The following is a 12,636-nucleotide window of genomic DNA, read 5'->3' as shown; positions in this document are numbered from 1 at the left end:
CGTGCGGTCGGCACTCCGAGGGGGAGACGGCCGTCAGATCCGGTTCTCGGAGCGGCGGCGCATCCAGAACACGCCACCGCCGACGAGGGCGGCGGCCACCAGCCCGCCTCCGATCGCCATGTCGGCCGGGGTGGCCCCGGAGGAGCTGCTGCCGCCGAGACCGCCTCGGACACCGCCGATGACCGTGAAGACCCCCGAGAAGGTCCGGGGCCTGCCCTCGCAGTTGGTGGTGACGCTGTACGAGCCCGCGGTGGCGTTCGTGTTGACGGTCACCTTCGCCGTCGCCGAGTTCGTCCCCATAGGGGAGAGCGTCGCGCTCGGGAAGGCGTTCGACGAGATGGTGCTGTTCGAACGGGTGCACGCCGAGCCGTCGACCGTGAGCACCAGTTGGCCGCCCGGGGCGATCACGCTCGGGGCGGCGGTGACGCCGGACGGCTGGTCCCAGGCCGAGGCCGTCGGGGCGGCGAGCCCCACCGCGGCAGCCGTGGCGGCAGCCACCACCAGGGCACGAGTAGTACGCATGTGAACCTCCGCGGAAGGCGCCCCGGGACCCGTCCCCGGTCGATCGGCGAGAAAACGCCTCCCAGACGAACCCTCAGATGCCGTGCGCGCAGCCGCATTTCGGGAATGGTCCGTACTGGTGAGAGGACACGCCGAAGGAATACCGCACAATCGGATATTGTCGCAGGTCACGGACCGTCAGAAAAAATACTTTCCCATCGACCCGGATGGCGCCCGGACGAATGACGCACCCCACGTCCGCCACCCGTTCGCTGCTGCCCCGTCGCCGGTTTTCCGCCGGGCACTTAGCGTTGTCGTATGCGCGATTGACACGGCGACGGCCGGGTCGAGAGGGGATGGCGAATGTCTGCGTCCGAGCTGGCGGAAGAGGAGGAGCGGCGGAAGAAGCGCGCTCCGTGGGGCGTGATAGCGCTTGTTCTGCTGACCGGCCTCGCTCTCATTCGAAATGGTTCGGGAGAGTTCGACGTCGGTCCGCCACAGCCCGCGTCGGCGGCGGCGGCGGACAGCCGCCTCCCCGGCGGCACCTTCTCCGGCGTGCCGGCCGCGCTGCCGTTCTCGGTGGCCGACCGGGTGCGGATCCCGGCGATCTCGGTCGACGCGCCGGTGCTGCCGGTGGGCCTGGACGCGGCCGGCTGGGTGGACGCCCCGCCGCCCGAGGACCCGAATCTGGCGGGCTGGTTCACCGGTGCCGTGTCGCCCGGCGAGAAGGGCACCGCGGTGGTCGTCGGACACGTGGACAACAAACTGGGCCCCGCCGTTTTCTACGGACTCGGGGCCCTCAAGAAGGGACATCGCGTCGAGGTCCAGCGCCAGGACGGAAAGGTGGCCGTTTTCGAGATCTACGGCATTGAGGTCTTCGACAAGAACAACTTCCCCGGTGACCGTGTCTACGGCAGCAGGAACACCCCCGAACTGCGGGTCATCACCTGCGGGGGCGGTTTCTCCAAGCAGAACGGCTACAACGGGAATGTCGTGGTGTTCGCCCGCCTGGTCGAGGTTCGCTGAGCGTTCCCCGGCCGGGCGGCCGAATGCCCGTGACCGGCGATCAGGCCACCCGCGACTACGTGTAGTGCCGGGTCGGTACGGTGATGTGGTAGCCGGAATCCAGCAGGTGCGGCAGATAGTCGCGCAGCGCCCGGACGCTCTGGGAGCGGTCGCCGCCCGCGTCGTGCGAGAGGACCACGACACCCGGGGCGGCACCGCGCTCGACCCGGTCGACGATCTTGCGGGTGCCCGGGGCCATCCAGTCGAGGGTGTCGACGCTCCAGGCGAGCGGTTCCATGCCGAGGTCGGCGCCGATCTGGAAGGCGGCCCGGTTCCAGGCGCCGTAGGGGGCGCGGAACCAGGCGGGGGCTTCGCCGCAGCCGTCCTCGATGACCTCGCAGGTGCGTTCCATCTGGGAGCGGATCTCGGAGCGCGTCAGGCGCGTCAGCAACGGGTGGGACCAGGTGTGGTTGCCGACGACGTGCCCGTCCTCGGCCATCTCGGCGAGCAGGTCCTGGTTGTTGACCGCCATCTCCCCGCACACGAAGAACATCGCGCGGACGTCGTGCTCCCGCAGGGTCCGCAGGATGTCCGGGGTGTAGCGGGGGTCCGGTCCGTCGTCGAAGGTCAGCACCATGGTGCGACCACGTCCGGACACCCGCAGCAGCGGCTCGTGGCGGACCAGGGTGCGTCCGTGGGCGGTGGCGGCCTGCGGCGGGCCGTAGCCGGTGAGGGGTTCGAGGCGGTACGCGGAGGGCTTGAGCGCACGGTGTGCCGAGGGGCCCGCGGCGGACCGGGCATTCGCGGTGTTTTCCGGGCCGGCGGTGAGCAGCGCGGCCGTACCGGCCGCTCCCACGGCGGCGGCTCCGCCGATCATCAACACCCGGCGCCGTGTGAGCAACTGATCCTTCGTCATGACTCATCAGTCGCCCGGTACGGTCCTGACGCCCCGCATCGGCACCGGTGCGGCGGTACGAAAGCACCCGTTGGGCCCAGCGGGACAGGCACAGCTGAACCGGGTTCCCGGGACCTCCCCGCGTGCCCGGCGGGCCCCCGGCTGCCGATAGCCTCGGAGTGTGACGGAACAGCAGCACTCATCGCGGGGCGAGCACCAGTTCGAGCGGGGCACGGACGGGCCGAAGGTCATCGTGGCCGGCGTCGACGGCTCCGAGTCCTCGCTCCGCGCCGCGTCCTACGCCGCGGGCCTGGCGCGGCGCCAGAACGCGCTGCTCGCCCTGGTGTACGTACAGCCGGTGATGGCGGCGGGCGCCGCGTTCGGGGCGCCCGTGGCTGAGGCGACGGGCAGCGTGGCCGAGGATCTCATCGCGCAGATCCGGGAGGCGACCGAGCAGGTCAAGGGGATATTCGATATCCGGTGGGAGTTCCACACCTTCCGCGGGGACCCGTACACGGGCATGGTGAAGGCCGCCGACGACCTGAAGGCGGACGCGGTGGTCGTCGGCGCGTCCGAGCAGGCGGGACACCGGATCATCGGCTCGGTGGCGATCCGCCTGGTGAAGTCGGGCCGCTGGCCGGTCACGGTCGTACCGTAACCACGACACCGACGCCGCTGCCCCGTCGTCAGACACGGCCCACGCCCCGCCTCAGGGCCCACGTCCCGGACGGGGTCACACACCCGGCGCCCGCGCCCCGCAACCGTCGAGCCCGGTCGTGGCCCAGGCGCCACACCGACGCCACGCAACCATCGGCCCCGCCGTGACCCAGGCGCCACACCGACGCCCGGCAGCTGTCGGCCCCGCCGTCAGCCCGTTCGGACGCGCGCCCCGCAACCATGGGGCCCGGTAGTGGCCCAGGCACCCCACCGGCACCCCGCAACCGCCAGCCCCGCCGTCAGCCCGTTCGGGCACGCGCCCCCGCTCAGGAGCCACGTCACAGACGGGGACGCGCGCCCGGCGCCCGCGCCGGCGTTTCGCTCGTGCGCCTCGCGGGTGCGCTCGGGCAAGTCACCTCGCCATCGCCGCCCTCCGGGCCGACGGCGGGGCGGGGTGGCGTGTGTGGAGGGGGAACCTCCCGTTCAGACCGTTCGTCGCACCGTTCGTCGACGCGTCCGACCGTCCGCCGCAGACTCCGGTCCGCGCTCTGTCCCGAATCGGGACCTTGCGATGCCATACGGCCATGACGGCCGGAACCACCATCACCCACGGGACGACGACCGCCGAGCACGAGCTGGCCGCGCTGCAGCGCGAGCACGGCCGACCGCTCTTCGCCCTGCTGCTGCGCCTGTGCGACGGCGACCGGCAGCGCGCCGAGGACCTGGTGCAGGAGACCCTCGTACGCGCCTGGCAGCATCCGGAGGCGCTGCGGGCCGACGCCTTCGAGTCGGTACGGCCCTGGCTGCTGACCGTGGGACGGCGGCTCGCCATCGACGCGCGCCGGGCCCGGCAGGCGCGCCCCGCCGAGGTCGGGGACGCGATCCTGGAGAACGCGCGGGTGTGCGCCGATCACGCGGAACGGTCCGCGGCGACGCTCGATGTGCGGGAGGCTGTGAAGACACTCACTCCCGAGCACCGTGAAGTCCTGGTGCTGGTGTATTTCCAGGGGGCGAGTGTGGCGGAGGCCGCGACGGCGCTGGGTATCCCGCCCGGTACGGTGAAGTCCCGCGCGTATTACGCGCTGCGCGCCCTGCGGCGAGTCCTTCCGGGTTATGCGGCCGACCTGCGCTGAAACCAATGGTCGGGTCAAACCTCGGTAAAGCGCCTTGCTGAGGACCATGGTTGAGCCATGAGCTGTCTTCATCCGTGTCCGCACCGGGCGTCTGCCCGGAGGCCCGGGGTCGGGCGACGCGCACGCACCGGAGGAAGGCAGGAAGGGATGCTGCACCGAGGTCAAGAGGGCACGGACGGCACCGGCGGGGGCGAACTCACCGTCCCCATGGCCTGGTTGTACGCCGAGTACATCGCCGACGAGCTGTTGCGAACGGGCGATCTGATGCCGCCCACGTCCTTCGAGTTCCGCGCGGGTCGGGACGCGCTGGCGCTCACCATCTTCCTGTCCGACACCAGCGGTGAGCTCTCGGGAATCCGGGTCATCACTCAACTGGAGAAGTGGCTTTCGCTGACGGCGTACGACCAGCCCTGGCAGGACTGGGTCCGGACACGTATTTCCAGGTTGGCGGCCGACGCACTCGAATCGAGAGCGCCGGCACCCGACTTGGACCTGGCCGCCGCCGCCTGGCGCTGGCTGGAGGAGACCGAGCTGCTCGCCCCGGACCTGGACGCCGTTCCGGGTGGCGGGCCCGTGCTCGGTGAGGACGACGGACCGAAGGTCTGGACCCCCGCCTGGCGGCTGGGACTGCCCCTCGGTCATCTGGCGATCCATCTTTTTTAGAATCCGACCAATCCGCGGTCCCGTCCGCTCCGAACACCTTAGGTCTCGATTCGGTATGGGGCTTGAGTGATTCCGCGATCCGGTGCGTACCGGTGGGAGCAACACCACCCCACCATCACCATCGGCACGAGGATTCGGCATGAGGTCCCTGGAACGGCATCGCGACGTCGGCGCATACGCGCTCGGCGTGCTCGACGAGGCGGACGCCTTCCGCTTCGAGGACCACCTCATGGAGTGCCCTCAGTGCGCGGCCCATGTGACTGAATTCGGTCCCGCCACACGGCAGTTGCTGCTGTACCGGCGGGCCACGCCGCGCTCCGTGCACCCCATGGCTCAACCCGGTCCCAGTCTTCTGGACCGGCTGCTCGGCGAAGTGGCGAACCGGCGGCGCGCCGACCGGCGGCGTTGGCTGTACGCCGTGGCCGCCGCCGTGGTCTTCGCGGTCGCCGGGCCCGGCATCGCGATCATGGCGAGCGGCGGCGACGACGCCGACCGGACCCAGCAGGTCGCCGCGACCGACGAGCGGTCGGGCGTCTGGGCGCAGGTCACCAGTGAGGACACGGTCTGGGGCAGCCAGATCGAACTGAAGGTCAAGGACGGCGCGGGCCCCCGTGCCTGTCATCTCGTCGCCATCGCGGACGACGGCACGGAAGAGACGCTGACCAACTGGAACGTGCCCGAGCACGACGCCCGCGCGAGCACGATGATGGGCGCCTCGACCCTGCACTCGGACCAGATCGACAAGTACGAACTGCGTACCACCGACGGCCTGCGCCTGGTGACGCTCGACGCCCCCTGACCCGAACCGCCGTTCGGGGGGCGCCTGTCGGGCTACTTCAGCAGGCGTGACATACGGCGGTCGGCGAGCGGCTTGCCACCCGTCTGGCAGGTCGGGCAGTACTGGAGCGAGGAATCACTGAAGGAGACCTCGCGGACGGTGTCACCGCACACCGGACAGGGCTCGCCGGTGCGGCCGTGCACCCGCAGCCCGCTCTTCTTCTCAGCCTTCAGGCGGCCGGCCGCCAGTCCCCGGGAGCGCGCGACCGCCTCGGTGAGCGTCGAGCGCAGCGCCTCGTACAGCCGCGAGTTCTCCTCGGGCGTGAGCGAGGCGGCGAGCTTGAACGGGGACATCCGCGCGGCGTGCAGGATCTCGTCGCTATAGGCGTTCCCCACCCCCGCGATCAGGCTCTGGTCGCGCAGCGCCCCCTTAAGTTGGCGCCGCTCCCCCGCCAGCAGAGCGGTCAGGCGGGCCTCGTCGAAGTCGTCGGCGAGCGGGTCGGGACCGAGGCGGGCCACGCCGGGCACCTCCTGCGGATCATGGACGACGTACACCGCGAGCCGCTTCTGGGTGCCCGCCTCAGTGAGGTCGAAGCCCTCGCCCGTCTCCAGGGCGACCCGCAGTGCGAGCGGGCCTTTTCCGGGTTTCGGCGGGCCGTCGGGGAGGCGGTCGCGCCAGTGCAGCCAGCCCGCGCGGGCCAGATGGGTGACGAGGTGCGGGCCGCCGTCCGCCGTCAGGTCGAGGAACTTGCCGTACCGGTGCACGGCGGTGATCTCGCGGCCCTCGAGGGCGGTGACCGGTGGGTCGTACGTCTTCAGGACACTGATCGCGACGGGCAGCACCCGGACGACCTCATGGCCCACCAGCCGTTCGGTGAGGAAGTCCCTGAGCGCCTCGACCTCGGGAAGTTCCGGCATAGGTCCAGAGTGCCACCGCCCGCGCCGGTGCTCAGCTCGTGGGCGGCACCACGAACTCGCACCACACGACCTTGCCGCCGCCCCGCGCCTCCACGCCCCAGGCGTCGGCGAGGAGGTCGACCAGGAGCAGACCGCGCCCGGAGACCCCGGACTCCCCCGCCTCCCGGCGGCGCGGCAGGGCGCTGGAGGAGTCCTCGACCTCGACGCGCAGCCGGCGTTCGGGGCCGCTCAGCACGCGCAGGGTGACGACCGCCGCGCCCTCGGTGTGCATCAGGGCGTTGGTGATCAGCTCGTCGGCCACCAGTTCGACCTCGTCGGCGCGCGCGTGGGCGCCCCAGGCCCGGACCGCGGCCCCGATCATGTGCCGGGCCTCGCTCAGCGCGTCGGGGTCGGCAGGAGGGACGTGCTGCTGAAGCCGCCCGCCGGACTGGACGGCGGCCAGTCCCCGGCGGCGCAGGAGCAGCAGGGCCACGTCGTCGTCCCCGCTGCGCTCGTCGGCCACCTCGATCAGCCGGTCGGCGAGCTCCCAGACGCTCTCCGGGCCGGCGGCGATGAGCGCCCTGAGCGTGCGCAGTCCGTCGGCCAGGTCGGCGCCGGGCTGCTCGATGAGCCCGTCGGTGCACAGCACCAGGGTCTCGCCGGGTTCCAGCTCGAGGGTGGCCACCGGGTATTCGAGGCGGCCGAACTCGGCGGAGAGGCCGAGCGGCAGCCCGCCGTCGACGTGGGCGCGGCGGCAGCTGCCGTCGGCGTGTCGTACCAGCGGGTCGAGGTGGCCGGCGCGGACCACCTGGACCACGCCGGTGGACATGTCGGCCTCCGCGTACAGGCAGGTCGCGAAGCGGCCGGTGTCGAGTTCGCGCAGGAAGACGGAGGCCCGGGCCATCACCGTCGCGGGCGGGTGGCCCTCGGCCGCGTAGGCCTTCAGGACGATCCGGAGCTGGCCCATGACGGCCGCCGCGTGCGTGTCGTGGCCCTGGACGTCGCCGATGACCGCGCCGACCCGGCCGCCCGGCAGCGGGATCACGTCGTACCAGTCGCCGCCGATGTCCCGGCCGAGCTGGCCGCCGGAGGAGGCGGCGCGGTAGCGGACGGCGATGTCGGCACCGGGCACGTTGGGGATGGAACGCGGCAGCATGGCCTGCTGGAGGCCCTGGGCGAGGTCCTTCTCCTGCTCGAAGAGCATGGCGCGCTGGAGGCTCTGCGCGATGCTGCTGCCGAGTGCGACGAGCACGGCGCGGTCCTCCGCCGAGAAGCCGTACCGGTCGTTGTAGAGCAGGCCCATCGCGCCGATCGGCCGGGCCTGCGCGATGAGCGGCAGATAGGCGGCCGAGGTGATCTTCAGGTCGGTGAGATGCGGCCACAGGACCGGATATCCGGCCGCGAACTCCTCCGGCGACTCGATGAACCGCGGGCCGAGGGTCCGTACGACGTCGCCCATCGGGTAGGGCTCGTCGATACGGGTGATGCGCGTGCCCGGCACGGAGGCACCCGCCGGGCCCTCGGCGACCAGCCGGATGCGGCCGGCCTCCACCAGGCCCATGACCAGACTGGCCGCCCCGAGGTGGGGGACGCCGTGGGAGTTGGTGAGGACGTCGATGACGTCCTCGACGGTGCGGGCGTGCGCGAGGGCGGCGGTGATGACCTGGACGACATTGGTCTGGCGGCGCCGGACCTCGTCCTGGGCGGCCTGTTCGGTACGGGCCTGGCTGTCCCGCAGCTCCTGCGTGGCGTCGCGGACGATGCCGATGACCCGGCGCGGGCGGCCGGTCTCGTCTCGGCGGATGTAGCCCTGGGTGTGGGTCCACTGCAGGGCGCCGTCCCGGCGGCGGAGGCGGAAGTAGGTGCCGTAGTTCTCGCTGCCGTCCTTCATGGCCTCGGCGACGACCGAATCGAGCCGGCGGCCCTCCATCGGGGGCACCCTGACGGCCAGGCTCTCGGGGTGGCCGTCGTATTCGTCGGGGCGCAGATCGAAGATCTCGTACGCCAGCGCGTCCATGTGGAACAGGCCTGCGTCCAGGTCCCAGTCGAACGTCCCCATGCGGTTGAGCGCCAGAACCGGGTCCGGGTGGGCGGGCCAGTCGTCCGGGAGTGGCAGGGCGCTCGCTCCCCGATCAGCCATGCGCCCACCCTGCCAGTTTTTGGCTGATTCTTCGACTTGTCCGACGTCTTTCGCCGGACTTCGCTCACTCGCCGACGCCCTCACAGGGATCGGACGGGGCAAAGGCGTCGTAGGGGGTGTTGTCGTCGGGGATCCGGCCGCCGCCGTCGGGGAGGTCGGGGATCTCTGGGACGGTGTCGGGGCCGATCTCGTCGCAGGGATCCTGGACCGCGCCGATGCCGATACCGGTACCGAAGGCGTCGGGGATCAGTACCTCCTCGCCGGTCGGGTCGCCGTCCCAGCCCCCGACCAGCAGGGCTGCGGAGAGTGCGCAGGTGGTGACAAGGGTCCGGTGCATTCCCCATTGTCTGCGTCACCCGCTCGGCGCACGCAAGCCGAGAAGGTCACCGAGCGTCACACTGGGGGGGAGGAAGGAGCGCGTGACATGGAGTGGTTCGACGCACCCGGCTTCTGGCTGAGCCGACTGGTCTTCCAGCGGGGCCTGGCCTGTGTCTACCTGGTCGCGTTCCTGGGCGCGGCCCTCCAGTTCCGGGCGCTCATCGGCGAGCGGGGCATGCTCCCGGTCCCCCGTCTGGTCGCCCGGGTCGGCTTCCGGCAGGCACCGAGCGTGTTCCAACTCCACTACTCCGACCGCTTCTTCGCCGTCTGGTCCTGGACCGGCTGTGCGGTGTCGGTGGCGCTGCTCGCCGGACTGGACTCCCGACTCCCGTTGTGGGCGGGGATGTTGCTGTGGCTGCTGCCCTGGGTGATGTATCTGTCGATCGTCAACGTCGGCCAGACCTGGTACGGCTTCGGCTGGGAGTCACTGCTTCTGGAGGTGGGCTTCCTCGCCGTCTTCCTGGGCAACGACGAGGTCGCGCCGCCGGTCGTGGTGCTGTTCCTGCTGCGCTGGATCCTGTTCCGGGTCGAGTTCGGGGCGGGGCTGATCAAGATGCGCGGCGACGTCTGCTGGCGGAACCTGACCTGCCTCGACTTCCACCACGAGACTCAGCCGATGCCGGGTCCGCTGAGCTGGTACTTCCACCGTCTCCCGAGGCCGGTGCACCGGGTCGAGACGGCCGCCAACCATCTCACCCAACTCGCCGTCCCCGTGCTGCTGTTCACCCCGCAGCCGGTGGCGACGGGCGCCGCGTCCCTGATGATCGTCACCCAGCTGTGGCTGGTCCTGTCGGGCAACTTCGCCTGGCTGAACTGGCTCACGATCGTGCTGGCACTGTCGGCGGTGCGTCTCCCGGACACGGCGCCGAGTCCCGTCCCGGACACCCCGCTCTGGTACGAGATCGTGGTCCTGGCGGTCGCCGGGGGCCTGGTGGCCCTCAGCTGTCGTCCGGTCCGCAACATGCTCTCGCCCCGCCAGGTGATGAACCGCTCCTTCGACCCGCTTCATCTGGTCAACAGCTACGGCGCCTTCGGCAGCGTCAGCCGGGTCCGGTACGAGGTGATCGTCGAGGGCACGGCCGACGACGTTCCGCGCGAGGACTCCGACTGGCGGGAGTACGAGTTCAAGGGGAAACCCGGCCAACCGGCGCGCAGGCCACGCCAGTTCGCGCCCTACCATCTGCGGCTCGACTGGATGATGTGGTTCGCCGCACTGTCGCCCGCGTACGCCGGGTCGTGGTTCGGCGCGATGGTCGAACGGCTATTGGACAACGACCGCGACACGCTCCGGCTGCTGCGCCGCTCCCCGTTCCCGCCGGACGCGCCCCCGCGCTACGTCCGCGCCCGCCTCTTCCGGTACCGGTACACGACCTGGCGGGAGCGGCGGGCGACGGGGGCGTACTGGGAGCGGGTGTACGTACGGGAGTTCATGCCGCCGACGCGGCTGGCCCGCGTCTCGGCTCAGAGGCCGTAGACGCGGGTCGCGGTGCCCGCGAAGACCTCCTCGCGTTCACTCGCGTCGAGGGAGGCGGTCAACTCCTCGGCCAGGGACACCACTTGGCCGTACGACGCGGCGAGCGTACACACCGGCCAGTCCGAGCCGAACATCAGCCGGCCGGGACCGAAGGCGTCCAGGGCGGTGTCCGCGTACGGGCGCAGCTCGCCGGTCGTCCAGGAGGCGTGGTCCGCCTCGGTGACCAGGCCGGAGAGCTTTGCGACCGTGTTGGGCAGTGCGGCCAGGGAGCGGAGGGCCGAGGCCCAGGGTTCCAGTGCGCCTGAGGCGATCGGCGGTTTGCCCAAGTGGTCCAGGACGAACGTGAGTTGCGGCAGTGACTCGGCCGCCCTGACACACGCGGTCAGCTGGCGCGGGAGCACGACAAGGTCGTACACCAGGCCGGCGTCGGCGACCGCGGCAAGGCCACGGCGTACGTCCGGGCGCAGCAGCCACTCCGGGTCCGGCTCGCCCTGGACCTGGTGGCGGATGCCCTTCAGGTACTCGCCGCCGGGGAGTTCGCGCAGTCTGGCCAGCTCGTCGCCGATGTCGGCTCGGGTCAGGTCCGTCCAGCCGACGACGCCCGCGATCGGCTCGTGCCGGGCCGCGAGCGCCAGGAACTCCGGGGTCTCCTCGGGCACGGTGATCGTCTGGACGAGGATCGTGCGGTCGACGCCCGCCGCGCGGGCCTGCGGCGCGAGGTCGTCCATGGTGAAGTCCCGGCGCAGCGGGCTGTCCTCGGCGATCCAGTCCTGGTCGCGGACCGACAGGTCCCACACATGGTGGTGCGCGTCGACCACCGTCACGGCAGCTCCCACACGACGGGCAGGCCCGCCTCGGAGCCCTCGGCGGAGTAGTCGTGCGCCACGTCGAGGAGTTCGGCCATCCGGGCCTGCCAGGCCACGTTGACCGGCAGCTTCTCCAGCTCGGCGAGGAGGCGTCCGTAGTCCTCGCACTCCAGGACGTGGAAGAGGTCGGTGCCGCTGCGCCAGATCGTCCAGGAGGTGGCGCCGGCGGCGCGGATCGCGTCGGTCAGCTCGACGGGGACCTCGCGGTGGGCGGCGTCGTACTCGGCGACGCGGTCGGCGCGGACCTTTGTGTGCAAGGCGACTCTCATGACGGCTCCTCGGTGGACAGCAGGCCGGTGTCCCTCAGTTCCTGCCAGAAGGCCTCGGGCACGGGCACCGCGAACTGGTCGGCGCAGTCGCGGACTTCGGCGGCCGAACGGGTGCCGACGAGGACCCCGGCGACGGCCGGGTGGGCCGCGCAGAAGGCGAGCGCGGCTGCCCGCAGGGTGATGCCGTGCCGGTCGGCGACGGACTTCATGCGCAGGGCGCGGTCCAGCAACTCGCCTGATGCCGCCGCGTAGTTGTAGGTCGCCCCGGGTCTCGGGTCCGCCAGCAGACCGGAGTTGAAGGCGCCGCCGATCACCACGGACACAGCGCGTTCGACGGCGGCCGGCAGCAGTTCGGTGAGGGCGCTCCGGTCGAGGAGCGTGTAGCGGCCGGCGCACAGGACCACGTCGACGTCGGTGTGCCGGACGAAGCGGGTGAGCATCTCCGTCTGGTTCATGCCCGCGCCGATCGCCCGTACGACGCCCTCGGAGCGGAGCCTCTCCAGCGCCGGGTAGGCCTCGCGGAAGGCGTCCTCGGCGTGGTCGTCGGGGTCGTGCAGGTAGACGACGTCGACGTGGTCGAGGCCGAGCCGCTCCAGGCTCGCCTCCAGTGTGCGGCGTACGCCGTCGGCGCTGAAGTCCCAGACGCGGGTGTGGGTGGCGGGGACCGCGAAGCCGTTGGCCAGGTCGTCGCCAGTGGGGTCGCCTGCGGGCTCCAGACGGCGGCCGACCTTCGTGGAGATCGTGTACGCCGAGCGCGGGTGCTCACGCAGGGCCGCGCCGAGGCGGCGTTCGGAGAGGCCGATGCCGTAGTGCGGGGCGGTGTCGAAGTAGCGGATGCCCGCGTCCCAGGCGGCGGACACCGCGTCGTGCGCCTGTTCGTCGGTGACCTCGGTGAAGAGGTTGCCGATGGCGGCGGCACCGAAGGCGAGGCCCGTGACCTCGACGCCGGTGCGGCCGAGCGTGTGCACCGGCAGGGGCCCG

Annotated in this window: 14 protein-coding genes; 6 read left to right on the top strand and 8 right to left on the bottom strand. The window is 71.5% G+C overall.

Annotated elements, in window-relative coordinates; all coding sequences use genetic code 11:
- Positions 1-33: 33 nt before the first annotated feature.
- A complete protein-coding gene (locus PV396_RS08210; RefSeq protein ID WP_319201908.1) occupies positions 34-522 on the bottom strand; it encodes a hypothetical protein in 489 nt (162 codons plus the stop codon).
- A 342-nt stretch (positions 523-864) separates the two neighbouring features.
- Between PV396_RS08210 and PV396_RS08205 the strand changes: the two genes are divergently transcribed.
- Positions 865-1,527, top strand: a complete 663-nt coding sequence (locus tag PV396_RS08205) for a class F sortase (protein ID WP_319201906.1) — start codon at positions 865-867, stop codon at positions 1,525-1,527.
- A gap of 55 nt (positions 1,528-1,582) precedes the next feature.
- Here PV396_RS08205 and PV396_RS08200 read toward each other — a convergent pair whose 3' ends face one another.
- Entirely contained in the window at positions 1,583-2,422 is an 840-nt protein-coding gene (locus PV396_RS08200) for a polysaccharide deacetylase family protein (RefSeq protein ID WP_319201904.1), read from the bottom strand.
- A 160-nt stretch (positions 2,423-2,582) separates the two neighbouring features.
- On the opposite strand from PV396_RS08200, the gene PV396_RS08195 reads away from it, so the two are divergent.
- From PV396_RS08195 to PV396_RS08180, 4 genes are all read left to right on the top strand, one after another.
- Positions 2,583-3,059 carry a universal stress protein gene (locus PV396_RS08195; protein ID WP_319201902.1) on the top strand — a complete coding sequence of 159 codons (477 nt, stop codon included), beginning with the start codon at positions 2,583-2,585 and terminating at the stop codon, positions 3,057-3,059.
- 583 nt (positions 3,060-3,642) lie between these two features.
- Positions 3,643-4,191 carry a sigma-70 family RNA polymerase sigma factor gene (locus PV396_RS08190; protein WP_319201900.1) on the top strand — a complete coding sequence of 183 codons (549 nt, stop codon included), beginning with the start codon at positions 3,643-3,645 and terminating at the stop codon, positions 4,189-4,191.
- Positions 4,192-4,338: 147 nt separating this feature from the next.
- Positions 4,339-4,854 carry a hypothetical protein gene (locus PV396_RS08185; protein ID WP_319201898.1) on the top strand — a complete coding sequence of 172 codons (516 nt, stop codon included), beginning with the start codon at positions 4,339-4,341 and terminating at the stop codon, positions 4,852-4,854.
- A 139-nt stretch (positions 4,855-4,993) separates the two neighbouring features.
- On the top strand, positions 4,994-5,653 hold the full coding sequence (locus PV396_RS08180) for a zf-HC2 domain-containing protein (protein ID WP_319201896.1): 660 nt from the start codon (positions 4,994-4,996) through the stop codon (positions 5,651-5,653).
- A 32-nt stretch (positions 5,654-5,685) separates the two neighbouring features.
- Here the strand turns inward: PV396_RS08180 and PV396_RS08175 are convergent, their stop codons facing one another.
- The 3 genes from PV396_RS08175 to PV396_RS08165 all read right to left on the bottom strand — a co-directional run bounded on the left by PV396_RS08175 (position 5,686) and on the right by PV396_RS08165 (position 9,005).
- Entirely contained in the window at positions 5,686-6,549 is an 864-nt protein-coding gene (locus PV396_RS08175; RefSeq protein WP_319201894.1) for an Fpg/Nei family DNA glycosylase, read from the bottom strand.
- A 31-nt stretch (positions 6,550-6,580) separates the two neighbouring features.
- Positions 6,581-8,668 (bottom strand): SpoIIE family protein phosphatase, encoded by a 2,088-nt coding sequence (locus PV396_RS08170; RefSeq protein WP_319201892.1) that lies wholly within the window; start codon positions 8,666-8,668, stop codon positions 6,581-6,583.
- A gap of 64 nt (positions 8,669-8,732) precedes the next feature.
- A complete protein-coding gene (locus tag PV396_RS08165) occupies positions 8,733-9,005 on the bottom strand; it encodes a hypothetical protein (RefSeq protein WP_319201890.1) in 273 nt (90 codons plus the stop codon).
- An 87-nt stretch (positions 9,006-9,092) separates the two neighbouring features.
- Here PV396_RS08165 and PV396_RS08160 point away from each other — a divergent pair, with 87 nt between their 5' ends.
- Positions 9,093-10,520, top strand: coding sequence for a lipase maturation factor family protein (locus tag PV396_RS08160; RefSeq protein WP_319201888.1), 1,428 nt, complete (start codon positions 9,093-9,095; stop codon positions 10,518-10,520).
- Here the strand turns inward: PV396_RS08160 and PV396_RS08155 are convergent.
- From PV396_RS08155 to PV396_RS08145, 3 genes are read right to left on the bottom strand one after another with little or no spacing between them, the layout of a single operon-like run.
- Entirely contained in the window at positions 10,508-11,344 is an 837-nt protein-coding gene (locus PV396_RS08155) for an amidohydrolase family protein (protein WP_319201886.1), read from the bottom strand. The genes PV396_RS08160 and PV396_RS08155 overlap by 13 nt on opposite strands.
- The gene (locus PV396_RS08150) at positions 11,341-11,655 is read right to left on the bottom strand and encodes an L-rhamnose mutarotase (protein ID WP_319201884.1); all 315 of its coding nucleotides are present in this window, start codon (positions 11,653-11,655) and stop codon (positions 11,341-11,343) included. The genes PV396_RS08155 and PV396_RS08150 overlap by 4 nt, the downstream gene beginning before the upstream one ends.
- Positions 11,652-12,623 (bottom strand): aldo/keto reductase, encoded by a 972-nt coding sequence (locus PV396_RS08145; RefSeq protein ID WP_319202317.1) that lies wholly within the window; start codon positions 12,621-12,623, stop codon positions 11,652-11,654. The genes PV396_RS08150 and PV396_RS08145 overlap by 4 nt, the downstream gene beginning before the upstream one ends.
- Positions 12,624-12,636: the final 13 nt, after the last annotated feature.

It is taken from the genome of Streptomyces sp. ME02-8801-2C, assembly GCF_033793965.1.
Taxonomy (GTDB): domain Bacteria; phylum Actinomycetota; class Actinomycetes; order Streptomycetales; family Streptomycetaceae; genus Streptomyces.
Note: the sequence above shows the minus strand (reverse complement) of the source record. Positions and strands in the feature narration are given on the sequence as shown.